31 protein-coding genes are annotated in these 22,818 nt (G+C 62.9%); 2 read left to right on the top strand and 29 right to left on the bottom strand.

From position 1 onward, the window contains the following. Positions 1 to 44: 44 nt before the first annotated feature. Positions 45 to 1,391 (top strand): ABC transporter substrate-binding protein, encoded by a 1,347-nt coding sequence (locus PUN71_RS02590; RefSeq protein WP_043454632.1) that lies wholly within the window; start codon positions 45 to 47, stop codon positions 1,389 to 1,391. Between the two features lie 89 nt (positions 1,392 to 1,480). Here PUN71_RS02590 and map read toward each other — a convergent pair whose 3' ends face one another. The 23 genes from map to rpsJ form a co-directional block, all read right to left on the bottom strand. Next, a complete protein-coding gene (gene map / locus PUN71_RS02585) occupies positions 1,481 to 2,308 on the bottom strand; it encodes a type I methionyl aminopeptidase (RefSeq protein WP_277797239.1) in 828 nt (275 codons plus the stop codon). A 72-nt stretch (positions 2,309 to 2,380) separates the two neighbouring features. Next, positions 2,381 to 2,950 carry an adenylate kinase gene (locus tag PUN71_RS02580; RefSeq protein WP_277797238.1) on the bottom strand — a complete coding sequence of 190 codons (570 nt, stop codon included), beginning with the start codon at positions 2,948 to 2,950 and terminating at the stop codon, positions 2,381 to 2,383. Between the two features lie 5 nt (positions 2,951 to 2,955). Next, positions 2,956 to 4,266, bottom strand: a complete 1,311-nt coding sequence (secY, locus tag PUN71_RS02575; protein WP_043454625.1) for a preprotein translocase subunit SecY — start codon at positions 4,264 to 4,266, stop codon at positions 2,956 to 2,958. Positions 4,267 to 4,476: 210 nt separating this feature from the next. Then, entirely contained in the window at positions 4,477 to 4,962 is a 486-nt protein-coding gene (gene rplO / locus PUN71_RS02570) for a 50S ribosomal protein L15 (RefSeq protein WP_013601817.1), read from the bottom strand. Beyond that, positions 4,963 to 5,169 carry a 50S ribosomal protein L30 gene (gene rpmD / locus PUN71_RS02565; RefSeq protein ID WP_009358731.1) on the bottom strand — a complete coding sequence of 69 codons (207 nt, stop codon included), beginning with the start codon at positions 5,167 to 5,169 and terminating at the stop codon, positions 4,963 to 4,965. It lies immediately after the preceding gene. 2 nt (positions 5,170 to 5,171) lie between these two features. Next, positions 5,172 to 5,888: a 30S ribosomal protein S5 gene (gene rpsE, locus PUN71_RS02560; protein ID WP_043454622.1), complete on the bottom strand. Its 717-nt coding sequence runs from the start codon at positions 5,886 to 5,888 to the stop codon at positions 5,172 to 5,174. Further along, positions 5,885 to 6,268 (bottom strand): 50S ribosomal protein L18, encoded by a 384-nt coding sequence (gene rplR, locus PUN71_RS02555; protein WP_018769141.1) that lies wholly within the window; start codon positions 6,266 to 6,268, stop codon positions 5,885 to 5,887. The genes rpsE and rplR overlap by 4 nt, the downstream gene beginning before the upstream one ends. 2 nt (positions 6,269 to 6,270) lie before the next feature. Then, a complete protein-coding gene (gene rplF, locus PUN71_RS02550) occupies positions 6,271 to 6,807 on the bottom strand; it encodes a 50S ribosomal protein L6 (protein ID WP_043454618.1) in 537 nt (178 codons plus the stop codon). An 18-nt stretch (positions 6,808 to 6,825) separates the two neighbouring features. Next, complete coding sequence (rpsH, locus tag PUN71_RS02545; protein WP_043454616.1) at positions 6,826 to 7,224, bottom strand: 30S ribosomal protein S8; 399 nt, start codon at positions 7,222 to 7,224, stop codon at positions 6,826 to 6,828. A gap of 82 nt (positions 7,225 to 7,306) precedes the next feature. After that, positions 7,307 to 7,888, bottom strand: coding sequence for a 50S ribosomal protein L5 (gene rplE / locus PUN71_RS02540; protein ID WP_043454613.1), 582 nt, complete (start codon positions 7,886 to 7,888; stop codon positions 7,307 to 7,309). Continuing rightward, positions 7,888 to 8,250, bottom strand: coding sequence for a 50S ribosomal protein L24 (gene rplX / locus PUN71_RS02535; RefSeq protein ID WP_043454610.1), 363 nt, complete (start codon positions 8,248 to 8,250; stop codon positions 7,888 to 7,890). Before rplX ends, rplE begins: the two co-directional genes overlap by 1 nt. Before the next feature lie 3 nt (positions 8,251 to 8,253). After that, on the bottom strand, positions 8,254 to 8,622 hold the full coding sequence (rplN, locus tag PUN71_RS02530) for a 50S ribosomal protein L14 (protein ID WP_003803789.1): 369 nt from the start codon (positions 8,620 to 8,622) through the stop codon (positions 8,254 to 8,256). A gap of 915 nt (positions 8,623 to 9,537) precedes the next feature. Then, positions 9,538 to 9,843, bottom strand: coding sequence for a 30S ribosomal protein S17 (gene rpsQ / locus PUN71_RS02525; RefSeq protein ID WP_043454607.1), 306 nt, complete (start codon positions 9,841 to 9,843; stop codon positions 9,538 to 9,540). Next, positions 9,840 to 10,169, bottom strand: coding sequence for a 50S ribosomal protein L29 (gene rpmC, locus PUN71_RS02520; protein ID WP_018769136.1), 330 nt, complete (start codon positions 10,167 to 10,169; stop codon positions 9,840 to 9,842). Before rpmC ends, rpsQ begins: the two co-directional genes overlap by 4 nt. A gap of 2 nt (positions 10,170 to 10,171) precedes the next feature. Further along, on the bottom strand, positions 10,172 to 10,588 hold the full coding sequence (gene rplP / locus PUN71_RS02515) for a 50S ribosomal protein L16 (protein ID WP_043454603.1): 417 nt from the start codon (positions 10,586 to 10,588) through the stop codon (positions 10,172 to 10,174). Then, positions 10,589 to 11,419 (bottom strand): 30S ribosomal protein S3, encoded by an 831-nt coding sequence (gene rpsC / locus PUN71_RS02510; protein WP_043454600.1) that lies wholly within the window; start codon positions 11,417 to 11,419, stop codon positions 10,589 to 10,591. It abuts the gene before it with no gap. Continuing rightward, positions 11,420 to 11,785, bottom strand: coding sequence for a 50S ribosomal protein L22 (gene rplV, locus PUN71_RS02505; RefSeq protein ID WP_009358304.1), 366 nt, complete (start codon positions 11,783 to 11,785; stop codon positions 11,420 to 11,422). A 38-nt stretch (positions 11,786 to 11,823) separates the two neighbouring features. Beyond that, the gene (gene rpsS / locus PUN71_RS02500) at positions 11,824 to 12,105 is read right to left on the bottom strand and encodes a 30S ribosomal protein S19 (protein ID WP_003803803.1); all 282 of its coding nucleotides are present in this window, start codon (positions 12,103 to 12,105) and stop codon (positions 11,824 to 11,826) included. A 12-nt stretch (positions 12,106 to 12,117) separates the two neighbouring features. Then, positions 12,118 to 12,957, bottom strand: coding sequence for a 50S ribosomal protein L2 (gene rplB / locus PUN71_RS02495; RefSeq protein WP_043454598.1), 840 nt, complete (start codon positions 12,955 to 12,957; stop codon positions 12,118 to 12,120). Positions 12,958 to 12,986: 29 nt separating this feature from the next. Continuing rightward, positions 12,987 to 13,292, bottom strand: coding sequence for a 50S ribosomal protein L23 (gene rplW, locus PUN71_RS02490; RefSeq protein ID WP_011692807.1), 306 nt, complete (start codon positions 13,290 to 13,292; stop codon positions 12,987 to 12,989). Further along, entirely contained in the window at positions 13,289 to 13,909 is a 621-nt protein-coding gene (gene rplD / locus PUN71_RS02485) for a 50S ribosomal protein L4 (protein WP_043454595.1), read from the bottom strand. The genes rplW and rplD overlap by 4 nt, the downstream gene beginning before the upstream one ends. A 4-nt stretch (positions 13,910 to 13,913) precedes the next feature. Further along, positions 13,914 to 14,564 (bottom strand): 50S ribosomal protein L3, encoded by a 651-nt coding sequence (gene rplC, locus PUN71_RS02480; protein ID WP_043454592.1) that lies wholly within the window; start codon positions 14,562 to 14,564, stop codon positions 13,914 to 13,916. A 17-nt stretch (positions 14,565 to 14,581) separates the two neighbouring features. Then, positions 14,582 to 14,890 (bottom strand): 30S ribosomal protein S10, encoded by a 309-nt coding sequence (rpsJ, locus tag PUN71_RS02475; RefSeq protein WP_003803825.1) that lies wholly within the window; start codon positions 14,888 to 14,890, stop codon positions 14,582 to 14,584. 396 nt (positions 14,891 to 15,286) lie between these two features. Between rpsJ and PUN71_RS02470 the strand changes: the two genes are divergently transcribed. Then, positions 15,287 to 16,723, top strand: coding sequence for a GH1 family beta-glucosidase (locus tag PUN71_RS02470; RefSeq protein ID WP_277797237.1), 1,437 nt, complete (start codon positions 15,287 to 15,289; stop codon positions 16,721 to 16,723). A gap of 30 nt (positions 16,724 to 16,753) precedes the next feature. Here PUN71_RS02470 and PUN71_RS02465 read toward each other — a convergent pair whose 3' ends face one another. The 6 genes from PUN71_RS02465 to rpsL form a co-directional block, all read right to left on the bottom strand. Beyond that, the gene (locus PUN71_RS02465) at positions 16,754 to 18,001 is read right to left on the bottom strand and encodes an Nramp family divalent metal transporter (RefSeq protein ID WP_277797236.1); all 1,248 of its coding nucleotides are present in this window, start codon (positions 17,999 to 18,001) and stop codon (positions 16,754 to 16,756) included. Between the two features lie 106 nt (positions 18,002 to 18,107). Continuing rightward, on the bottom strand, positions 18,108 to 18,233 hold the full coding sequence (locus PUN71_RS02460; protein ID WP_276202738.1) for a hypothetical protein: 126 nt from the start codon (positions 18,231 to 18,233) through the stop codon (positions 18,108 to 18,110). Positions 18,234 to 18,334: 101 nt separating this feature from the next. Further along, positions 18,335 to 19,525: an elongation factor Tu gene (tuf, locus tag PUN71_RS02455; RefSeq protein ID WP_013601835.1), complete on the bottom strand. Its 1,191-nt coding sequence runs from the start codon at positions 19,523 to 19,525 to the stop codon at positions 18,335 to 18,337. 256 nt (positions 19,526 to 19,781) lie between these two features. Next, positions 19,782 to 21,896: an elongation factor G gene (fusA, locus tag PUN71_RS02450; protein ID WP_043454582.1), complete on the bottom strand. Its 2,115-nt coding sequence runs from the start codon at positions 21,894 to 21,896 to the stop codon at positions 19,782 to 19,784. Between the two features lie 69 nt (positions 21,897 to 21,965). Beyond that, a complete protein-coding gene (gene rpsG, locus PUN71_RS02445) occupies positions 21,966 to 22,436 on the bottom strand; it encodes a 30S ribosomal protein S7 (protein WP_003803829.1) in 471 nt (156 codons plus the stop codon). Between the two features lies 1 nt (position 22,437). Then, positions 22,438 to 22,812, bottom strand: coding sequence for a 30S ribosomal protein S12 (gene rpsL / locus PUN71_RS02440; RefSeq protein ID WP_009358312.1), 375 nt, complete (start codon positions 22,810 to 22,812; stop codon positions 22,438 to 22,440). Positions 22,813 to 22,818: the final 6 nt, after the last annotated feature.

Below are 22,818 nucleotides of genomic sequence, written 5' to 3'. Positions count from 1 at the left end.
AGTACATTCCGACCTTCCACTGGCAACAACCGAAAGGAACCGTCATGACACACCTGGACCGGAGGCACTTCCTGGGCCTGGCAGGGGTAACCGCCTCTGCGGCCGCACTGGCCGCATGCGGCGGCCCTTCAACGAGCGGCGGGGGCCAGGCGACCTCCCAGGCCGCCGAGATCGACTTCAACGGCGTGAAGCCGGCGGCCAAGATCGACTTCTGGTCCAGCCACCCCGGGCAGTCGCAGGACGTGGAGAAAAGCCTGATCGACAAATTCCACGCCAAGAACCCCGACATCACAGTCAACCTGGTCACCGCGGGCGCCAACTATGAGGAAATCGCGCAGAAGTTCCAGACCGCGCAGGCGGCCAAGTCCGGCCTGCCCGGCGTCGTGGTGCTCTCCGACGTCTGGTGGTTCCGCTACTACACCAACGGCAGCATCATCCCCGTGGACAGCCTGACCAAGAAGCTCGACATGAAGATGGACGACTTCCAGCAGTCACTGGTCAACGACTACAAGTACGACGGCAAGCAGTGGGCCCTCCCCTACGGCCGGTCGACACCGCTGTTCTACTACAACAAGGACCACTTCGCGGCGGCTGGGCTTCCGGACCGGGCACCGAAGACCTGGGACGAGTTCGCCGGCTGGGCGCCCAAGCTGAAGGCCAGTTCCGGCGCCCAGTACGCGTACATCTATCCGGCCCTGGCCGGATACGCGGGGTGGACGCTGCAGAACATGCTGTGGGGCTGGGGCGGCGGCTGGTCCAAGGAATGGGATATCACCTGCGACTCCACTGATTCCGTGGCTGCGCTGCAGTGGGCGCAGGATTCGATCTACAAGGACAAGTGGGCCGGTGTCTCGTCCAAGGAGGCCGCCGATGACTTCTCGGCCGGGTTGACCTCCACCACCATCTCTTCCACGGGTTCACTGCTGGGGATCCTGAAGTCCGCCAAGTTCAACGTGGGCGTGGGCTTCCTGCCGGGCGGACCGAAGGCGCAGTCCAACGTGTGCCCCACCGGCGGCGCAGGGCTCGGCATTCCCAGCGGCATCACCAAGGAAGAACAGCTTGCCGCCGGGATGTTCCTGGACTTCGTCACCCAGCCGGAAAGCACGGCCGAGTTCTCGGCAGCCACCGGTTACATGCCCACCCGCAAGTCAGCGGACATGGCAGCCGTCCTGGCCAAGACACCGCAGATCAAGACGGCCATGGACCAGCTGGCGGTCACGAAGGTCCAGGACAACGCGCGCGTCTTCCTCCCCGGCGCCGACCAGGAGATGGCCAAGGCAGCGGCGAAGATCCTGACCCAGCAGGGCGACGTCAAGTCGACCATGACCGACCTGAAGAACACGCTGCAGTCCATCTACGACCGGGACGTGAAACCCAAGCTGAAGTCATAGCGGGGCATTCGACGCGTAAAAGCCCTGGCGACCCCTGCATCCAGGGGTCGCCAGGGCTTTTGCGTGTCGCAGGCGAACGTGCGCGTCCCTTACGGGATCGGCACCGGGGTGACGCCGAGGGGCACCAGGTGCTCCGCGCCGCCGTCGGGCGCCGACAGCACCCAGATGCCTTTTTCGTGGACGGCCACGGAGTGCTCCCACTGGCAGGAACGCTTCCCGTCGGTGGTCACCACGGTCCAGTCGTCCTCCAGGACAGCGGTCTCGATGCCGCCGCGGACCAGCATGGGCTCGATGGCGAGGCAGAGGCCGGGCCTGATCTTGGGGCCGCGGTGGTTGGTGCGGTAGTTCAGGACGTCAGGGGCCATGTGCATTTCGGAGCCAATGCCGTGGCCCACGTAGTCCTCCAGGATGCCCAGCGGCCTTCCGGGGACGGAGGAGACGTAGTCATCGATGGCGGCGCCGATGTCACCCACGTGCTTGCCGGTGGCCAGGGCTGCGATTCCCCGCCACATGGCTGCCTGCGTAACGTCGGAGAGCCGCTGGTCCTCGGGATCCGCCGTTCCCACAATCACGGTGCGGGCGGAATCGGAGTGCCAGCCATCGACGATCGCGCCGCCGTCGATCGAGATGATGTCGCCGTCCTGCAGGACCCTGCTGCCCGGGATGCCGTGCACCACTTCCTCGTTGACGGACGTGCAGATGGTGGCCGGGAAGCCGTGGTAGCCCAGGAAGTTGGACTTGGCGCCCGCGTCGTTCAGGACGGCGGCGAAGACGTCATCCAGGTGCTTGGTGGTAACACCCGGCACGGCGGCGGCAACGGCGGCGTCCAGTGCACGGCTGAGCACCAGGCCGGCCTCGTGCATGGTGCGCATCTGGGCGTTGTTCTTGTATTCGATGCGGGGCTGGCCGAAGGCCATGGTGCTTCCTTTCAAATGGCTGAGGCTCCTCCCGGATTCCGGGAGGAGCCTCGATAAACCGGGCGCCTGAGGTCAGGCTGCCTGAGCGGCCTTGATGGCCTGCATCACGCGGTTGGTTACTTCGTCGATGGGACCGATCCCGTCGACCTGGGTGAGGATACCGCGCTCGGCGTACTTCGCCACCACGGCTTCAGTCTGCTCGTGGTACAGGTCCAGGCGGTGGCGGATGACGGCTTCGTTGTCGTCGCTCCGGCCCGTTTCCTTGGCCCGGCCCAGGAGGCGGTGCACCAGTTCTTCATCGTCGGCGGTCAGCTGGAGCACCACGTCGAGCTTCTCGTCGCCGTCGGCGAGGATCTCGTCAAGGTAGTCCACCTGCGCGGTGGTGCGCGGGTAGCCGTCCAGCAGGAAGCCGTTCTCGACGTCGGTTTCGTTCAGCCGGTCGCGGACCATCTTGTTTGTCACGCTGTCCGGGACGAAGTCACCGTTGTCCATGTACTTCTTTGCCTCGACGCCGAGCGGGGTTTCGCCCTTCACGTTGGCCCGGAAGATGTCGCCGGTGGAGATGGCCACAACGCCGAGGCGTTCTGAGATCCGCTCCGCCTGCGTTCCTTTTCCGGAACCGGGAGGTCCAATAATCAGCATTCTCGTCATCGCAAAAGCCCTTCGTAGTGACGTTGTTGTAGCTGCGCATCAATCTGCTTGACGGTCTCCAGGCCAACGCCCACCATGATCAGGATCGAGGTGCCACCGAACGGGAAGTTCTGGTTTGCGTTGATCAGCACCAGTGCCACCAGCGGGATCAGCGCCACGAAGCCCAGGTACAGGGCGCCGGGGAGGGTGATCCGTGAGAGCACGTACTGCAGGTAATCAGCGGTCGGCCTGCCGGCGCGGATACCTGGAATGAAGCCGCCGTACTTCTTCATGTTGTCTGAGACTTCTTCAGGGTTGAAGGTAATCGCGACGTAGAAGTAGGTGAAGAACACGATCAGGACGAAGTAAACCGCCATATAGATCGGGTGGTCACCGCGGGTCAGGTTGTTGTTGATCCACTCAACCCACGGCTGCATGGGCTCACCATTCCGGGGCTGGTTGAACTGCGCGATCAACCCGGGAATGTAGAGCATGGAGGAAGCGAAGATCACCGGAATGACACCGGCCATGTTCACCTTGATGGGAATGTAGGTGCTGGTGCCGCCCACGGTACGCCGGCCAATCATCCGCTTTGCGTACTGCACCGGAACGCGCCGCTGCGACTGTTCCACGAAGACCACGAGCGCCACGGTCAGCAGGCCCACCACCAGGACGAGGAAGAACGTTCCCGGTCCCTGCGAGGTCCAGATGGCACCCAGCGAGGTGGGGAACTGGGCCGCGATGGACGTGAAGATGAGCAGCGACATGCCGTTGCCCACGCCCTTCTCGGTGACGAGTTCGCCCATCCACATGATCAGGCCGGTTCCGGCCGTGAGGGTGATGATGATCAGGATCGTGGTGATGATGCTGCTGTTCGGAATGATCGGCAGCTGGCAGCCGGGAAGCAGCTGCCCGGAGCGGGCCAGGGACACCAGGGTGGTCGCGTTCAGCAGGCCGAGCGCAATGGTGAGGTAGCGGGTGTACTGGGTCAGCTTGGACTGGCCCGACGCTCCCTCGTCGTAGAGCTCCTGGAACCGGGGAATGACCACCCGGAGCAGCTGCACGATAATGCTGGCCGTGATGTAGGGCATGATGCCCAGGGCGAAGATCGACACCTGGAGCAACGCACCGCCGCTGAAGAGGTTAACGAGCTGGTACAGCCCGCCGGCCGTCTGACCGTTCTGCAAGCATTGCTGGACATTCTGGTAGTTCACACCTGGCGAGGGAATGAAAGCACCCAAGCGGAAGATGGTGATGATTCCCAGCGTGAACAACAACTTGCGTCGCAGATCAGGCGTGCGAAAGGCCCGGCCAAATGCGCTAAGCAAGCGTCCTCCTGTGGTGTCAATAAGGGTGGGGTGACGGAATGTGATAAATCCCGACAACCGAGTCTAACGGTTGGATGCGCCATGCGAACAATCCGTCCCTGCCCGCGTGCGCCGGATGGCGGGAATTAGTCGCCCGGCGGATGTGAAAAACTCCCGGTATCCGGGGCCGAAGCCCGCGGATACCGGGAGTTCAACAGCTGGCGCCGTCCCTTACAGGGCGGTGGTGCTTCCGCCTGCTGCAGCGATCTTTTCAGCGGCGCTGGCCGAGAATGCGTGGGCAGTGACGTCAACCTTGACGGTGATGTCGCCGGTGCCCAGCACCTTGACGGGCTGGTTCTTGCGAACGGCACCCTTTTCGACCAGGTTCTCCACGGTGACTGCGCCACCTTCCGGGAACAGCTCGTTGAGCTTGTCCAGGTTTACAACCTGGAACTCAACCCGGAACGGGTTCTTGAAGCCGCGCAGCTTCGGCAGGCGCATGTGCAGCGGCAGCTGGCCGCCGGCAAAGCCAGCCTTCACCTGGTAGCGGGCAGCAGTACCCTTGGTACCGCGGCCGGCGGTCTTACCCTTGGATGCCTCACCACGACCAACACGGGTCTTGGCGGTCTTGGCACCCGGAGCGGGACGCAGGTGGTGAACCTTCAGGGCGTTCTGCTTCTCAGCAGCCTGTGCCTTATCAGCAGTGTTCTCTGCCATTTACTTCGCCTCCTCTACCTTTACCAGGTGCGGAACCGTGTTGAGCATTCCAACGGTCACGGCGTCGGCGGTGCGGACAACGGTGTGTCCGATCCGCTTCAGGCCGAGGGACCGCAGGGTGTCGCGCTGGTTCTGCTTGCCGCCAATGGCGGACTTGATCTGAGTGATTTCCAACTGAGCGTCGGAGGGGACCAGGTTCTTAGCCATGACTAAACACCTGCCTTCGGAGCCAGGAGGGCCTTCACCAGTGCCGGCGGAGCGATCTCGTCCAGCGGCAGGCCGCGGCGTGCTGCCACGGATGCCGGCTCTTCGAGGCGCTTCAGGGCATCAACGGTCGCGTGCACGATGTTGATGGCGTTGGAGGAACCGAGCGACTTGGAGAGGATGTCGTGGATGCCCACGCACTCCAGTACTGCACGGACCGGACCACCGGCGATAACACCGGTACCGGCGGAAGCCGGACGCAGCATTACGACGCCGGCAGCGGCTTCACCCTGAACGCGGTGCGGGATGGTGTTGCCAACGCGGGGGACGCGGAAGAAGGACTTCTTGGCCTCTTCAACGCCCTTGGCGATAGCAGCGGGAACTTCCTTGGCCTTGCCGTAGCCCACGCCGACCATGCCGTTACCGTCACCAACGACGACGAGTGCGGTGAAGCTGAAGCGACGACCACCCTTGACGACCTTGGAAACGCGGTTGATGGTGACAACGCGCTCTACGAACTGGTTCTTTTCGGCTTCACGGCCACCGTCGCGGCCGCCACGGCCACCGCGGTCGCCGCGGCCCTGGCCGCGGTCGCCACGCTCGCCGCGACGGGCGCCACCACGGCGGTCCTCGGCAGCGGGGGCAGTGGTCTCAGCAGCTGCGGCTTCGGGAGCCTTCTGATCTGCAGACACAGTGTCCTTTTCCTTGTTTGCTTCGGTCACAGTGACAGCCCACCTTCGCGTGCACCGTCGGCGACGGCGGCAATCCGGCCGTGGTACTTGTTACCACCACGGTCGAACACGACAGCCTCGACGCCGGCAGCCTTGGCACGTTCGGCAACGAGCTCGCCGACGCGCTTGGCCTTGGCAGTCTTGTCACCGTCGAATGCACGGAGGTCGGCTTCCAGGGTGGACGCGCTTGCTACGGTCTGGCCAATGCTGTCATCGACAACCTGGACAAATACGTGGCGTGCGGAGCGGTTGACCACCAGGCGGGGGCGGGCAGCCGTACCGGCAATGCGCTTGCGGATACGAAGCTGGCGGCGGCTGCGGGCAGCAGCCTTGCTCTTGTTCGTACGCTTCTTGTTAATGGAGATGGCCATGGTTACTTACCAGCCTTTCCGACCTTGCGGCGGATGACTTCGCCGGCGTAACGGATGCCCTTGCCCTTGTAGGGGTCAGGCTTCCGCAGCTTACGAATGTTGGCAGCAACTTCGCCGACCTGCTGCTTGTTGATTCCTGAGACAGAGAGCTTGGTCGGTCCCTCTACTGCAAAGGTGATGCCGGCCGGAGCCGAAACGTTGACCGGGTGGCTGTAGCCCAGAGCGAACTCGAGGTCAGATCCCTTGGCCTGAACGCGGTAACCGGTACCGACGATTTCAAGCTTCTTCTCGTAGCCTGCGGTAACGCCCTGGATCATGTTGGCGATCAGGGTGCGGGTCAGGCCGTGGAGCGAACGGGAGGCGCGCTCGTCGTTCGGGCGGGTGACGGTCAGGGTGTTGTCTTCCAGGGCAACCTCGATGGGGCTGGCCACAGTGTGGCTCAGCTCGCCCTTGGAACCCTTGACGCTGACGACAGAGCCGTCAACCTTGACCTCAACGCCGGCAGGAACGGTGATGGGGAGACGTCCAATACGTGACATTATTCTCTTCCTTTCCCGTTACCAGACGTACGCGAGGACTTCGCCGCCCACGCCCTTCTTGCCGGCCTGCTTGTCAGTCAGGAGGCCGGAAGAGGTGGACAGGATTGCGATACCCAGGCCACCGAGCACGTGAGGCAGGTTGGTGGACTTCGCGTAAACGCGGAGACCCGGCTTGGAGATGCGGCGTACGCCGGCGATGGAACGCTCGCGGTTCGGACCGAACTTGAGTTCGAGGGTCAGCTTCTTGCCAACCTCGGCGTCCTCTTCCTTCCAGCCGGCGATGAAACCTTCGGCCTTGAGGATGTCGGCAACGCGTGCCTTGAGCTTGCTGTAAGGCATAGACACGGTGTCGTGGTATGCCGAGTTTGCGTTACGCAGGCGCGTAAGCATATCTGCGACAGGATCTGTCATTGTCATGTGGGCTCATGCCCTTCCTCGTAACGGTTTCCGCCGTCCCGCCCTTTGCGGTGCGGAGCGGCCGGACCTTTTACGTAGTTAATTAAGCTTCGGTTTTGAACGGGAAACCAAGCGCCTTGAGCAGCGCGCGGCCTTCGTCGTCGGTCTTGGCGGTGGTCACGACCGTGATGTCCATACCGCGGACGCGGTCGATCTTGTCCTGGTCGATTTCGTGGAACATAACCTGCTCGGTCAGACCGAAGGTGTAGTTGCCGTTGCCATCGAACTGCTTGCCGCTAAGGCCGCGGAAGTCGCGGATACGGGGCAGTGCCAGGGTGACCAGGCGGTCCACGAATTCCCACATGCGGTCGCCACGCAGGGTTGCGTGTGCACCGATGGGCATGCCTTCGCGCAGCTTGAACTGTGCGATCGACTTGCGGGCCTTGGTAACCTGCGGCTTCTGGCCGGTGATCTGGGTGAGGTCGCGGACAGCGCCGTCGATCAGCTTGGAGTCCTTGGCGGCATCTCCAACACCCATGTTCACAACAACCTTCACCAGGCGGGGAACCTGGTTGACGTTGGCGTACTTGAACTCATCCTGGAGCTGGCCCTTGATGGTTTCGGCGTACTTGGTCTTCAGACGGGGAACGATCTTCGTTGCCGGAGTCTCGATGGTCTCAGTCATTAGATGTCCTTCCCGGTGCTCTTGGACACGCGGATACGGACGGTCTTCTTGACGCCGTTCTTCTCCACAGTGTCGAGGCGGAAGCCCACGCGGGTCGGCTTCTTGGTCGACGGGTCAACCAGGGCCACGTTGGAAATGTGGATCGGGGCCTCTACGACCTCGATGCCGCCGGTCTTGGTGCCGCGCTGCGACTGTCCAACCCGGGTGTGCTTGGTAACGCGGTTGATGCCCTCAACCAGCACGCGGTTGGTGTCGGTGAAGACGCGCAGAACCTTGCCCTGCTTGCCACGGTCGCCGCCGCGCTCAGCCTTGGCGCCAGTGATGACCTGAACCAGGTCACCCTTCTTGATCTTTGCAGCCATGGACTAGAGCACCTCCGGAGCCAGAGAAACGATCTTCATGAACTTCTTGTCACGCAGTTCACGACCAACCGGTCCGAAGATACGGGTACCGCGGGGGTCACCGTCGTTCTTCAGGATCACAGCTGCGTTCTCGTCAAACTTGATGTAGGAACCGTCCGCACGGCGGCGTTCCTTCTTGGTACGGACGATGACGGCCTTGACCACATCGCCCTTCTTTACGTTGCCGCCCGGGATTGCATCCTTGACGGTGGCGACAATGACGTCACCGATGCCTGCGTAGCGACGGCCGGATCCACCGAGAACGCGAATGGTAAGGATTTCCTTAGCACCCGTGTTGTCGGCGACCTTGAGTCGCGACTCCTGCTGAATCACTATTTACTCCTTGCGTCGCGCCGGTTCTCAGGCCGTGATCTTGCTACGGAATGAGCCTTGCGGAACGGTTGATCGGGGTGTCTCTTGACCTGCCTGGATTTTGCCAGACCAGGCCTAAACGCCCGTGCCAGAAGCAGTTGCTCCCATTCGGACCGGGACGGATCCCGGGCGCACAGGGGCACTATGCTGTGGCACGCTTGTTTACGAGGTTGATGATGGCGCGCGAAAGGCGCCATACAAACTCAATATCCTAGCACGTTTTCGGCCAGTCCCCATATCACCACCGTCCCTGCCCCGCAAGACGGACGACGGCGTCACGTACGGCAGGCTCCCGGCGCCCCAGGGGTGCCGCTCCCCACGCCAGCACAACGCCCCATCACCTCCTGCAGCAAAAGAACCAACGCCCCATCACCTCATGGCGCCCCGGCGACGGGAAGTGATAGGGCGTCGCCGAAAATGCGGCGATAAGTGATGGGGCGTGTAAGCGACGGACGACGGCGTCACGCACGGCAGGCTCTCGGCCCGCCAGAGGTGCCGCTCCCCCGCCAGCACAACGCCCCATCACCTCCTGCAGCAAAACAACCAACGCCCCATCACCTCCTGCAGCAAAACAACCAACGCCCCATCACCTCATGGCGCCCCGGCGACGGGAAGTGATGGGGCGTCGCCGAAAATCCGGTGATAAGTGATGGGGCGTCGCCGAAAATGCGGCGATAAGTGATGGGGCGTGTAGGCGGGACAGACGACGGCGCCACGCACGGCAGGCTCCCGGCCCGCCAGGGGTGCCGCTCCCCCGCCAGGCCGGGCGCCGCCGTCGTCCGCTGCCGCCAATGGCTGCCCAACGTGACGCCAGTGTTAAACGAGGAAGCCCCCGCTCCCGGAAGGGAGCAGGGGCTTCCAGCGAAGCAGCAGGTGCTACTTGGCCTTTTCGAGGATTTCCACGAGCCGCCAGTTCTTGGTGGCGGACAGCGGACGGGTCTCGGCGATGACAACGAGGTCGCCGATGCCGGCGGTGTTCTCTTCGTCGTGTGCCTTGACCTTCGAGGTGCGGCGGATGACCTTGCCGTACAGTGCGTGCTTGACGCGGTCCTCAACCTCGACAACGATGGTCTTTTCCATCTTGTCGGAGACCACGTAGCCGCGACGGGTCTTGCGGTAACCGCGCTGCCCAGCCTTGGCTTCGGTAGCAGTTTCGGTCACGTTCTGGTCCTTTTCACTCACTTGGCGTCCTCCTCGGTCTCAGCCTTTTCAGCCTTGTCGGCCTTCTTGGTTGAAGCCTTCTTGGACTTCTTCTCTTCCTTGGCTTCCACAACCGGTGCGGCAACCTCGGCACGAATGCCCAGCTCGCGTTCGCGGAGAACGGTGTAGATGCGGGCAATGTCCTTCTTGACTGCGCGCAGGCGACCGTGGTTCTCCAGCTGTCCGGTGGCGGACTGGAAACGCAGGTTGAACAGCTCTTCCTTGGCCTTGCGGAGTTCTTCAACGAGACGCTCGTTGTCGAAACCGTCCAGCTGTGCGGGAGCCAGATCCTTGGATCCTACTGCCATTTCTATTCACCACCTTCGCGACGCACGATGCGTGCCTTCAACGGCAGCTTGTGGATTGCCAGGCGCAGGGCCTCGCGAGCTACCTCTTCATTGACACCGGAGAGTTCGAACAGAACCCGGCCCGGCTTGACGTTGGCGACCCACCATTCCGGCGAACCCTTACCGGAACCCATGCGGGTTTCGGCAGGCTTCTTGGTCAGCGGACGGTCCGGGTAGATGTTGATCCAGACCTTACCGCCACGCTTGATGTGGCGGGTCATGGCGATACGAGCGGACTCGATCTGACGGTTGGTGACGTATGCCGGGCTCAGGGCCTGGATGCCGTACTCACCGAAGGAGACCTGGGTGCCGCCCGTAGCAGCGCCGGAACGACCCGGGTGGTGCTGCTTACGGTGCTTTACTCGACGTGGGATAAGCATTTAAGCCTGTCCTCCTTCTGCAGCAGCAGGTGCTGCTTCAACTGCCGGTGCTTCGGCAGCAGGAGCTGCGTCAGCGGCCGGGCGGTCGTTGCGACGGCGGCGGTCACCGCGGTCAGCGCCACCCGGGCGGCCCGGACGCTCGCCACGGCCACCGCGGGACGGTGCAGCAGCAGCCTGTGCGGCCAGTTCCTTGGCGGTGACGTCACCCTTGTAGATCCAGACCTTCACGCCGATGCGGCCGAAGGTGGTCTTGGCTTCGTAGAAGCCGTAGTCGATGTTCGCGCGGAGGGTGTGCAGGGGCACACGGCCTTCGCGGTAGAACTCCGAGCGGGACATTTCAGCGCCACCCAGGCGGCCCGAGCAGGCGATACGGATGCCCTTGGCACCTGCACGCTGTGCGGACTGCATGGCCTTCTTCATCGCACGGCGGAATGCCACGCGGGAAGTCAGCTGCTCTGCAACGCCCTGGGCAACAAGCTGGGCTTCCATCTCGGGGTTCTTGACCTCGAGGATGTTCAGCTGGACCTGCTTGCCGGTGAGCTTTTCGAGCTCGCCGCGGATGCGGTCTGCTTCTGCTCCACGGCGGCCGATGACGATGCCGGGACGGGCCGTGTGGATGTCCACGCGGACACGGTCACGGGTGCGCTCGATCTCGACCTTGGCGATGCCGGCGCGCTCCATGCCCGTGGACATGAGCTGGCGGATGCGGATGTCTTCGCGAACGAAGTCCTTGTACCGCTGGCCTGCCTTGGTGCTGTCAGCGAACCAGTGCGATACGTGATCGGTGGTGATGCCGAGTCGGAACCCGTGCGGGTTTACTTTCTGTCCCACTTAGCGAGCCTCCTCTTTCTCCGGGGTAGCGACTACCACGGTGATGTGGCTGGTGCGCTTCTTGATCTGAAATGCACGACCCTGGGCACGCGGCTGGAACCGCTTCATGGTCGGGCCTTCATCAACAAACGCTTCGCTGATGATGAGGTCGCCTTCGTCAAACGCCACGCCGTCGCGGTCCGCGAGGACCCGGGCGTTGGAGATTGCTGACTGAACTACCTTGAATACCGGCTCCGAAGCTGCCTGCGGGGCAAACTTCAGAATTGCCAGAGCCTCATTCGCTTGCAATCCACGAACAAGGTTGACGACGCGCCGGGCCTTCATAGGCGTTACGCGGATGTGGCGCGCAATTGCCTTGGCTTCCATTGCTTTCCTTCTCTCGTCTTTGACGTAAACGCAGGCGCCTAGCGGCGCTTGCCCTTACGGTCGTCCTTGACATGGCCGCGGAATGTCCGCGTGGGAGCGAATTCGCCGAGCTTGTGCCCGACCATCGACTCAGTGACAAACACCGGGATGTGCTTGCGTCCGTCGTGTACGGCGATCGTGTGTCCGAGCATGTCGGGGATGATCATCGAACGGCGGGACCAGGTCTTGATGACGTTCTTGGTGCCCTTTTCGTTTTCCCTGGCTACCTTCACAAAGAGGTGCTGGTCAACGAAAGGACCTTTTTTCAGGCTGCGTGGCATGTGTCCAGGCTCCTATCGCTTGTTCTTGCCAGTACGACGGCGACGAACAATAAGCTTGTCGCTCTCTTTGTTGGGGCGGCGGGTGCGGCCTTCACGCTTACCGTTCGGGTTGACGGGGTTACGTCCACCGGAGGTCTTACCCTCACCACCACCGTGCGGGTGGTCAACCGGGTTCATGGCGACACCACGGACGGTCGGGCGGACGCCCTTCCACCGCATACGGCCGGCCTTGCCCCAGTTGATGTTCGACTGCTCGGCGTTGCCAACCTCGCCGACGGTTGCGCGGCAGCGCACGTCAACGTTGCGGATTTCGCCGGAAGGCAGACGCAGCTGGGCGAAGCGGCCTTCCTTGGCGACAAGCTGGATGGAGGCACCGGCGGAACGGCCCATCTTGGCGCCGCCACCCGGACGCAGTTCAACTGCGTGGATAACGGTACCTACGGGGATGTTGCGCAGGGGCAGGTTGTTGCCAGGCTTGATGTCAGCGTTGGCACCTGCTTCCACGAAGTCACCCTGGGACAGCTTGTTCGGGGCGATGATGTAACGCTTGGTGCCATCAACGTAGTGCAGGAGGGCGATGCGCGCCGTACGGTTCGGATCGTACTCAATTTCTGCAACGCGGGCGTCAACGCCGTCCTTGTCGTGGCGACGGAAGTCGATCAGACGGTACTGGCGCTTGTGTCCGCCACCCTTGTGACGGGTGGTGATCTTACCGGTGTTGTTACGGCCGCCCTTCTTGGGCAGCGGACGTACCAACGACTTTTCCGGCGTCGACCGCGTAATTTCGATGAAGTCCGCTACGCTCGAGCCACGACGGCCCGGGGTAGTCGGCTTGTACTTACGGATTCCCATAATTTATTTCCTCGTTAAAGTGGTCTCCGCTACGCGAGCGGACCGCCGAAGATGTCGATGGTGCCTTCTTTGAGGGTGACAATCGCACGCTTGGTGTTCTTGCGGGTACCCCATCCGAATTTGGTGCGCTTGCGCTTACCGGCACGGTTGATGGTGTTGATCGATTCGACCTTGACGGAGAAGATCTTCTCCACGGCCAGCTTGATCTCGGTCTTGTTCGAACGGGGGTCCACCAGGAAGGTGTACTTGCCCTCGTCGATCAGGCCGTAGCTCTTTTCCGACACGACGGGTGCAAGCACGACGTCGCGGGGATCCTTGATGGTGGCTGCACTCACTTGGCATCCTCCTCGTTCTTTGCTGCCTTGGCGGCAACGAATGCGTCGTAAGCAGCCTTGGTGAAGACAACGTCATCGGAAACGAGAACGTCGTAGGTGTTCAGCTGGTCTGCGTACAGAACGTGAACGCCGGCGAGGTTGCGCACGGACAGTGCAGCAACGTCGTTGTCCCGCTCGATGACGACCAGCAGGTTCTTGCGCTCGGAAACGCCGCGAAGCGTCGCCAGGGCGGTCTTCGACGACGGCTTGTCGCCTGCAACCAGCTCGGAGACAACGTGGATGCGGCCGTTGCGGGCCCGGTCAGACAGTGCGCCGCGCAGTGCAGCAGCAATCATCTTCTTGGGGGTCCGCTGGCTGTAGTCACGCGGGGTGGGACCGTGGACAATGCCACCGCCGGTCATGTGCGGAGCACGGATGGAACCCTGACGGGCGCGGCCGGTGCCCTTCTGCTTGAACGGCTTGCGTCCTGCACCGGAAACTTCGGCGCGGGTCTTGGTCTTGTGGGTTCCCTGGCGGGCAGCAGCGAGCTGGGCAACGACAACCTGGTGCAGCAGCGGCACGTTGGTCTGAACGTCGAAGATCTCTGCAGGCAGGTCAACCTGGACAGTGTTAGCCATTGAACTAGGCTCCCTTCACGGCGGTACGTACGAAGACGACCTGGCCGCGGGCACCGGGAACGGCACCCTTGATCAGGAGCAGCGACTTCTCGACGTCAACCGCGTGAACGGTGAGGTTCAGCGTGGTGTGACGAACGGCGCCCATGCGGCCGGCCATTCTCATGCCCTTGAAGACGCGGCTCGGGGTGGATGCGCCACCGATTGAACCGGGCTTACGGTGGTTCTTGTGGGCACCGTGGGAGGCGCCAACGCCGTGGAAGCCGTGACGCTTCATAACACCGGCGAAGCCCTTGCCCTTGGTGGTGCCGATGACGTCGATCTTCTGGCCGGCTTCGAAGAGCTCTACGGAGAGCTCCTGGCCCAGCTCGTACTCGGCAGCATCTGCGGTACGGAGTTCGACGACGTGGCGGCGAGGCGTGACGCCTGCCTTCTCAAAGTGACCAGCCAGCGGCTTGGTGACCTTGCGGGGATCGATCTGGCCGTAGCCGATCTGAACGGCGACGTAGCCATCGGTCTCAGCGTTGCGCAGCTGGGTGATGACGTTCGAGTCTGCCTGGACCACAGTGACGGGGATGAGCTTGTTGTTCTCGTCCCAGACCTGGGTCATGCCGAGCTTCGTGCCCAGCAGGCCCTTTACGTTACGGGTTGCGGTCATAGTTTCTCAGCACCTCCCTACAGCTTGATTTCGATGTTCACGTCAGCCGGCAGGTCGAGACGCATGAGCGAGTCGACGGCCTTCGGCGTGGGATCGATGATGTCGATAAGACGCTTGTGCGTGCGCATTTCGAAGTGCTCGCGGCTGTCCTTGTACTTGTGCGGAGAGCGGATCACGCAGTACACGTTCTTCTCCGTCGGCAGCGGCACGGGGCCGACTACCGTTGCGCCTGCGCGCGTGACCGTCTCAACGATCTTCCGTGCTGAAACGTCAATGACCTCGTGGTCGTATGACTTCAGCCGGATGCGGATTTTTTGTCCCGCCATGTCGCCTGACTCTCTTTCAGTCTGTGCTTCCCCGGTTTAGGGCTGCCCTGTTCACTTACTCGTTGTATGGCTGCCGAAGCATTTGAGGTCGTAACCACCATCCGCCGCACAAACTGAATCCGGATAAATCCGGGTTCCTCACCTTGCCGGCGTAACCGACCCCCGCGGTCGGGCGTGTCGCGCTGGGCGCACATATAAATCCGCAGTTCCATGGGGGTGGGTTATGTTTGGTCTTCAGCTTGGACCCTGCACCCGGCATTATCCGGATCGGGACGCGAAGAAGCGCTTGAACAACTCATCTAGTATGCCGGAAATCCGCGGCAGATGCGAATCGGCCCCCGTGCCCGGCCTCCAGGGGCATTGCCGCGGACGGGGACCCGGCTGGATGATAGGGGAATGACCCTGGAGAGCACCGAATCGGTGACTGAACTGGCCCGACACGTGCCGCCGTCGTTCACGCTTGGCGTCGCGGCAGCGGCATTCCAGATCGAAGGCGCCCTCAAGGCAGGGGGCCGTGGACCGTCAGGGTGGGACGCCTTCGCCGAGAAGCCGGGGGCCATCCTGGACGGCCACTCCCCTGCGGTGGCGTGCGACCACTACAACAGGCTGCCCGAGGACGTGGCGCTGCTGAAGGAGCTGGGCGTTGACTCCTACCGGTTCTCCCTGTCCTGGCCACGCATCCAACCCGGCGGCCAGGGTGCCTTCAATGCTGAGGGCCTGGACTTCTACGACCGCCTGATCGACCAGCTCCTCGAGGCCGGCATCTCCCCCATGGCCACCCTCTACCACTGGGACACTCCCCTGCCGCTGGAACACCGGGGCGGCTGGCTCAACAGGGAAACGGCTGAACGGTTCGGCGACTATGCCAGGGCGGCGGGCGAACGGTTTGGCGACCGGGTGGCGCAGTGGGTGACCCTCAACGAGCCGGTATCGGTCACCTTGAACGGGTATGCACTGGGGGTGCACGCCCCGGGCCGCCGGCTGATGTTCGACGCCCTTCCCGCGGTCCACCACCAGCTGCTGGCGCACGGGCTCGGCGTACAGGCGCTGCGGTCCGCCGGCGTCAAGGGCGGGGTTGGCCTGACCAACCTGCATTCACCGGTAAGGCCCGCCAGCCGCAGGATCGGCGACCGGCTGGTGGCTCATCTCTACGACCTGCTGGCGAACAGGATCTACGCCGATCCCGTACTGCTGGGTCGGTATCCGTCATTGCCGTTGTACGCCAAGCCCTGGCTGCGTTCCATCGGCAAGGTCTCCGACGCCGACCTCCGGACCATCCACCAGCCGCTGGACTTCTACGGCCTCAACTACTACTTCCCCGTCAAGGTTGCCCTGGGACCGGGCATCACCCCGCTGCCGGCTGACATGCACAAGGAGCTTGCGAAGCTGCCCTTCCATGAGGAGGGCTATCCGGAGTACGGCAGCACTGGGTTCGGCTGGCCGGTGGCGCCCGGGCATTTGGGGGTGCTGCTGCAGGAGATGCGGGACCGGTACGGCGAGGCCCTCCCGCCGGTGTACATCACCGAGGGTGGCGCCAGCTTTCCCGAGCCCGACAGCGTGTCGGAGACCCTGGAGGACGCCGACCGCGTGGAGTACCTGGCGTCCCACCTCGGAGCTGCCCTTGAGGCCACCGCGCCCGGCGGTATAGCCGAAGGCGTGGACCTGCGCGGCTACTACGTATGGACGCTGATGGACAACTTTGAGTGGGCTGCCGGCTACTCGCAGCGCTTCGGACTGGTGCACGTGGACTTTGACACCCTGGAACGGACACCCAAGCGCTCCTTCTACTGGTACCGGGAGCTTTCCGGCGCCCGCCTGCGCGGCCAGGAGTAGGCGGCGCCCAGCCGGCAGCAGTCCGGGCCGTCAGCCGCCGAGCACCGTCAGGAAAATCAGGACGCAGTTCAGGCCCACGATCAGCGTGGCGCTGGTCCAGCCCGCGATCCGCAGCGGTTTCGAGTCGGCGTGGATTCCCATCACCTTCCGGCTGCCGGTCAGCCTGATGAGGGGAATGAGTGCAAAGGGGATGCCGAAACTCAGCAGGACCTGGCTAAGGACCAGCGCCAGCGTGGGTTCAATACCCGCGCCCAGGACCACCAGCGCCGGAACCAGGGTAACGGTCCTCCGGACCAGCAGCGGCACCCGCAGCTTGAGGAGTCCGCCCATGATGGTGGCACCGGCGTAGCAGCCCACCGAGGTGGACGCCAGCCCCGAGGCCAGCAGGCCGATGGCAAAGACGACGCCGATAACCGGCCCGAGTGCCGAGGTCACGGCAGCGTGGGCGCCGGCGATGGTGTCCGTCCCCTCCACACCGCGGAGGCTGGAGGCAGCCAGCAGCAGCATGGCGATGTTGACGATACCGGCCAGCAGCAGGGCACCTGCGACATCCACGCGGGTTGCCCGGATGAGCCGCGTCCTGACCAGCGGGTCCGGCGAGAAACCGTGGCGGTCCCGGGCGAGGGCCGAGTGCAGGTAGATGGCATGCGGCATGACCGTGGCGCCCAGCATGCTGGCGGCGAGCAGGACGGTGTCCGTTCCCTCAAACCGCGGGACAAGCCCGGCAAGTGCGCTGCCGCCGTCGGGCGGATTGACGAAAAGGCCTGAGACGAAGCCGACGGCGATAACCCCAAGCAAGGTCAGGATGGCAAGCTCGAAGGCCTTCTGGCTGCGGTGGGACTGCAATGACAGCAACAGCATGGAAGCCAGCCCGATGATCACTCCGCCCTGGAGCAGAGGCAGGCCGAACAGCAGGTTGAGCGCCACTGCCCCGCCGATCACTTCGGCCATGTCGGTGGCACCGGCCACCACTTCCGCCTGCACCCAGTAGGCACGGCGGCCGCGGGTCCCCAGGCGCTGGCCCAGGATCTCCGGCAGGCTCATTCCGGTGGCGAGGCCGAGTTTGGCCGACTGGTACTGGATCAGGACGGCCATGGCATTGGCGGCTACCAGGACCCACACCAGCAGGTAGCCGAAGCTTGCGCCGGCGGTCAGGTTGGCAGCGACGTTGCCGGGATCCACGTACGCGATGGCGGCAACGAATGCCGGACCAAGCAGCAGGAGGCGCGACCAGATGCCCGGGGTGGCGGGTCTCGCCGTCATGGTTGAAGCAGCCATCAGATGTCCTCGTCGTTGCGGGCGTCAGTACAACGAGGATAGCGCAGATTTAGGTATACCGAAAAGTAGGAGTAAGGACTGCCTGCAACCCGGCTGCGGTGCCGGGCTACTGGTTCTTGTTGGCCCGGTTAATCCGCTTCGCCCGGTCAATCTCGTGCCGGAAGTTCTTCCTGGCCCAGACCACTCCGGCTACAACAGCAACCGCAATGATGAGGAAAATAAGCCATCCCATGATGCTCTCCTTTCAGTGCTGCAACAGTATCAGGGGGCCGTTAACGAAAAAGGACAGCCCCGCTGCTTTCGCAGCGGGGCTGTCCTTCAGTTCAGCAAGTACTACTTGATGATCTTGGTGACACGTCCCGAACCAACGGTGCGGCCGCCTTCGCGGATAGCGAAGCCGAGGCCCTCTTCCATAGCGATCGGCTGGATGAGCGCAACGGTCATCTCAGTGTTGTCGCCGGGCATAACCATTTCCGTGCCCTCGGGCAGGGTGATAACGCCGGTTACGTCCGTGGTACGGAAGTAGAACTGCGGGCGGTAGTTGGAGTAGAACGGGTTGTGACGTCCGCCTTCGTCCTTGGACAGGATGTAGACGTTGGCCTCGAAGTCGGTGTGCGGGGTGATGGAACCCGGCTTGACGACAACCTGGCCACGCTCGACATCGTCGCGCTTCAGACCGCGGAGCAGGAGGCCACAGTTCTCGCCGGCCCATGCTTCATCGAGCTGCTTGTGGAACATCTCGATACCGGTAACCGTGGTCTTCTGGACCGGGCGGATGCCGACGATCTCAACCTCGGAGTTGATGGCGAGGGTTCCACGCTCGGCGCGGCCCGTAACAACGGTGCCACGACCGGTGATCGTGAAGACGTCTTCGATCGGCATCAGGAACGGCTTGTCGCGGTCACGTACGGGGTCCGGAACGGACTCGTCGACAGCAGCCATCAGGTCCTCAACGGACTTGACCCACTCGGGATCGCCTTCCAGGGCCTTCAGGCCGGAAACGCGGACGACCGGTGCGTTGTCGCCATCGAAGCCCTGCGAGCTCAGGAGCTCACGAACTTCCATTTCGACGAGGTCGAGGAGTTCCTCGTCCTCAACCATGTCAGCCTTGTTCAGCGCGACCAGCAGGTAGGGAACGCCAACCTGGCGGGCGAGCAGAACGTGCTCGCGGGTCTGGGCCATCGGGCCGTCAGTAGCAGCAACCACCAGGATAGCGCCGTCCATCTGGGCAGCACCGGTGATCATGTTCTTGATGTAGTCAGCGTGGCCGGGGGCGTCAACGTGTGCGTAGTGACGCTTCTCGGTCTGGTACTCCACGTGGGAGATGTTGATGGTAATACCGCGCTGACGCTCTTCGGGTGCAGAGTCGATCGACGCGAAGTCACGCTTCTCGTTGAGATCCGGGTACTTGTCGTACAGCACCTTGGAAATGGCGGCCGTCAGCGTCGTCTTACCGTGGTCAACGTGACCAATGGTGCCGATGTTGACGTGCGGCTTAGTCCGCTCGAACTTTGCCTTTGCCACAGGTTCCTCCTAGAACGTTTTCAAATAACTTGCCCTCCAGCCGCGCTTATCGCGGTAGAACTCAGGCAAGTCTACTTGGGGGCTTTGGATTGGTGAAATTGCAGATTCAGGAACTAATACTAATCCCCTGAGCCTGTTCGTGCAGGGGCCGGAACCGGCTGCCGGATTACTCCGGCCGGCCCGGCCACCTGCACCGGCCGGGCTGTCCTATGGCGGACCGCACAGCCGGGGTGTTCGCTTTGAAAGTCCGGAAGGACTACTCGCCGCGGGACTTCTGGATGATCTCGTCGGCAACAGCCTTCGGGACCTCGGCGTAGCTGTTGAACGTCATGGAGTACACAGCGCGGCCCTGGGTCTTGGAGCGCAGGTCGCCGATGTAGCCGAACATGCCGGACAGCGGCACGTGGGCACGGACAACCTTCACACCGGCTGCGTCTTCCATGGACTGCATCTGGCCACGGCGGGAGTTGAGGTCGCCGATCACGTCACCCATGTATTCCTCAGGCGTACGTACTTCGACATCCATCAGCGGTTCCAGCAGGACAGGGTTCGCCTTGCGCGCGGCTTCCTTGAAAGCCATGCGGCCGGCGATCTTGAACGCCATTTCCGAGGAGTCAACATCGTGGTACGCGCCGTCAAGCAGCGTGGCCTTGATGCCGACAACCGGGTAACCGGCCAGGACGCCGTCGTTCAGCGCGTCCTGGATACCAGCGTCAACAGACGGGATGTATTCGCGCGGAACGCGGCCACCGGTGACCTTGTTCTCGAACTCGTACAGCTCGCCCTCGGCGGTGTCCAGCGGCTCGATGGCAATCTGGACCTTTGCGAACTGGCCCGAACCACCGGTCTGCTTCTTGTGCGTGTAGTCGTGCTTCTCGACTGCGCGCTTGATGGTCTCGCGGTAAGCAACCTGCGGCTTGCCCACGTTGGCCTCAACCTTGAATTCCCGGCGCATGCGGTCCACCAGGATGTCCAGGTGGAGCTCGCCCATGCCGGCGATGATGGTCTGGCCGGTGTCTTCGTTGAGGGACACCTGGAAGGTGGGGTCCTCAGCGGAGAGCTTCTGGATGGCCGTGGAGAGCTTCTCCTGGTCACCCTTGGTGTTCGGCTCGATGGCCACGGAGATCACGGGCTCGGGGAAGCTCATGGACTCCAGGACGATCTGGTTGTTGGAATCACACAGGGTGTCGCCCGTGGTGGTGTCCTTCAGGCCGATGGCTGCGTAGATGTGGCCAGCAGTGGCTGCCTCAACCGGCATTTCCTTGTTGGCGTGCATCTGGAACAGCTTGCCGATGCGCTCACGCTTGCCCTTGGTGGAGTTGACCACCTGGGCACCGGATTCCACGTGACCGGAGTACACGCGGATGAAGGTGAGCTGACCGAAGAACGGGTGTGCCGCAATCTTGAACGCCAGGGCCGAGAACGGCTCGTCGGCGGAAGGCTTGCGGGTCAGTTCCTTCTCTTCGTCCTTGGGATCGTGGCCGATCATCGGAGGAACGTCGAGCGGGTTCGGCAGGTAGTCCACCACTGCGTCGAGCATGGGCTGGACACCGCGGTTCTTGAAGGCGGAGCCACAGAACACCGGGTACAGCTCGGAGTTGATGGTCATCTTGCGGATGCCGGCCTTGAGCTCGTCGATGGTGAGCTCTTCGCCTTCCAGGTACTTCTCCATGAGTTCCTCGGAGGACTCTGCAACGGTCTCGACGAGCGCTGCGCGGTACTCTTCGGCCTTCTCCTGGAGGTCCGCGGGGATCTCCTGGATTTCGTACTTGGCACCCATGGTCACGTCGCCCTTGGCGTCGCCCGGCCAAACCAGGGCACGCATGTAGAGCAGGTCGACGACGCCGATGAAGTCGTTCTCGGCACCGATGGGCAGCTGCATGACCAGCGGCTTGGCGCCGAGGCGGCTGATGATGGTGTCTACGGTGAAGTAGAAATCAGCACCGAGCTTGTCCATCTTGTTGACGAAGCAGATGCGGGGAACGTTGTACTTGTCAGCCTGGCGCCAAACGGTCTCGGACTGCGGCTCAACGCCTTCCTTGCCATCGAAGACAGCAACTGCACCGTCGAGGACGCGCAGGGAGCGCTCAACCTCAACCGTGAAGTCCACGTGGCCGGGGGTGTCGATGATGTTGATCTGGTTGTTTTCCCAGAAGCAGGTCACGGCGGCAGACGTGATGGTGATGCCGCGTTCCTTTTCCTGTTCCATCCAGTCAGTGGTCGAAGCGCCGTCGTGCGTTTCGCCGATCTTGTGGTTCACACCCGTGTAGAACAGGATGCGCTCGGTGGTAGTGGTCTTGCCGGCATCGATGTGGGCCATGATGCCGATGTTGCGGACCTTGCTAAGGTCGGTAAGCACGTCCTGTGCCACGGGGTCTCCTTTTGGGATGGACTACACGTTTGCCGCCGGCTCAGTTGAGCCGGCGGCGTCCGGGGAGTATTACCAGCGGTAGTGTGCGAAGGCCTTGTTGGACTCGGCCATCTTGTGGGTGTCTTCGCGACGCTTCACAGCGGCACCGAGACCGTTGGACGCATCCAGGATTTCGTTCTGGAGGCGCTCGGTCATCGTCTTTTCGCGGCGGGCCTTGGAGTAGCCAACCAGCCACCGCAGGGCGAGTGCGGTGGAGCGGCCCGGCTTGACCTCAACCGGAACCTGGTAGGTGGCGCCACCGACACGGCGGGAGCGGACCTCGAGGGAAGGCTTGACGTTGTCCATGGCCTTCTTGAGGGCCGCAACGGGGTCGCCGCCGGACTTGGCGCGGGCGCCTTCGAGTGCACCGTAGACAATGCGCTCTGCCGTGGACTTCTTGCCGTCAACGAGCACCTTGTTGATGAGCTGGGTTACCAGCGGGGAACCGTATACCGGATCCGAAACGAGCGGCCGCTTGGGGGCCGGACCCTTGCGAGGCATATTACTTCTTCTCCATCTTTGCGCCGTAGCGGCTGCGGGCCTGCTTACGGTTCTTCACACCCTGGGTATCGAGGGCGCCACGGACGATCTTGTAGCGGACACCCGGGAGGTCCTTAACACGACCACCGCGAACGAGCACAATGGAGTGCTCCTGCAGGTTGTGGCCAACACCGGGGATGTAGGCGGTAACTTCCACGCCGCCGTTGAGGCGCACACGTGCCACCTTACGCAGAGCCGAGTTCGGCTTCTTCGGGGTGGTGGTGTAGACGCGGGTGCAAACACCGCGGCGCATGGGGCTGCCCTTAAGCGCGGGAGCCTTGGTCTTTGAGACCTTAGGCGTGCGGCCCTTGCGGACCAGCTGGTTAATCGTAGGCACTCTCGT

The sequence above is a fragment of the Arthrobacter sp. NQ7 genome (assembly GCF_029581595.2).
GTDB lineage: Bacteria > Actinomycetota > Actinomycetes > Actinomycetales > Micrococcaceae > Arthrobacter > Arthrobacter phenanthrenivorans_B.
Note: the sequence above shows the minus strand (reverse complement) of the source record. Positions and strands in the feature narration are given on the sequence as shown.

Coding starts and splice junctions, on each gene's coding strand:
- PUN71_RS02590 (WP_043454632.1), top strand. CDS start 45: ATGACACACCTGGACCGGAGGCACTTCCTGGGCCTGGCAGGGGTAACC.
- map (WP_277797239.1), bottom strand. CDS start 2,308: ATGGCCTTCGGCCAGCCCCGCATCGAATACAAGAACAACGCCCAGATG.
- PUN71_RS02580 (WP_277797238.1), bottom strand. CDS start 2,950: ATGCTGATTATTGGACCTCCCGGTTCCGGAAAAGGAACGCAGGCGGAG.
- rplO (WP_013601817.1), bottom strand. CDS start 4,962: ATGGCAGAGAACACTGCTGATAAGGCACAGGCTGCTGAGAAGCAGAAC.
- rpmD (WP_009358731.1), bottom strand. CDS start 5,169: ATGGCTAAGAACCTGGTCCCCTCCGACGCTCAGTTGGAAATCACTCAG.
- rplR (WP_018769141.1), bottom strand. CDS start 6,268: ATGGCCATCTCCATTAACAAGAAGCGTACGAACAAGAGCAAGGCTGCT.
- rplF (WP_043454618.1), bottom strand. CDS start 6,807: ATGTCACGTATTGGACGTCTCCCCATCACCGTTCCTGCCGGCGTTGAG.
- rpsH (WP_043454616.1), bottom strand. CDS start 7,224: ATGACAATGACAGATCCTGTCGCAGATATGCTTACGCGCCTGCGTAAC.
- rplE (WP_043454613.1), bottom strand. CDS start 7,888: ATGACTGAGACCATCGAGACTCCGGCAACGAAGATCGTTCCCCGTCTG.
- rplX (WP_043454610.1), bottom strand. CDS start 8,250: ATGGCTGCAAAGATCAAGAAGGGTGACCTGGTTCAGGTCATCACTGGC.
- rpmC (WP_018769136.1), bottom strand. CDS start 10,169: ATGGCAGTAGGATCCAAGGATCTGGCTCCCGCACAGCTGGACGGTTTC.
- rplP (WP_043454603.1), bottom strand. CDS start 10,588: ATGCTTATCCCACGTCGAGTAAAGCACCGTAAGCAGCACCACCCGGGT.
- rplV (WP_009358304.1), bottom strand. CDS start 11,785: ATGGAAGCCAAGGCAATTGCGCGCCACATCCGCGTAACGCCTATGAAG.
- rpsS (WP_003803803.1), bottom strand. CDS start 12,105: ATGCCACGCAGCCTGAAAAAAGGTCCTTTCGTTGACCAGCACCTCTTT.
- rplB (WP_043454598.1), bottom strand. CDS start 12,957: ATGGGAATCCGTAAGTACAAGCCGACTACCCCGGGCCGTCGTGGCTCG.
- rplD (WP_043454595.1), bottom strand. CDS start 13,909: ATGGCTAACACTGTCCAGGTTGACCTGCCTGCAGAGATCTTCGACGTT.
- rplC (WP_043454592.1), bottom strand. CDS start 14,564: ATGACCGCAACCCGTAACGTAAAGGGCCTGCTGGGCACGAAGCTCGGC.
- rpsJ (WP_003803825.1), bottom strand. CDS start 14,890: ATGGCGGGACAAAAAATCCGCATCCGGCTGAAGTCATACGACCACGAG.
- PUN71_RS02470 (WP_277797237.1), top strand. CDS start 15,287: ATGACCCTGGAGAGCACCGAATCGGTGACTGAACTGGCCCGACACGTG.
- PUN71_RS02465 (WP_277797236.1), bottom strand. CDS start 18,001: ATGGCTGCTTCAACCATGACGGCGAGACCCGCCACCCCGGGCATCTGG.
- PUN71_RS02460 (WP_276202738.1), bottom strand. CDS start 18,233: ATGGGATGGCTTATTTTCCTCATCATTGCGGTTGCTGTTGTAGCCGGA.
- rpsG (WP_003803829.1), bottom strand. CDS start 22,436: ATGCCTCGCAAGGGTCCGGCCCCCAAGCGGCCGCTCGTTTCGGATCCG.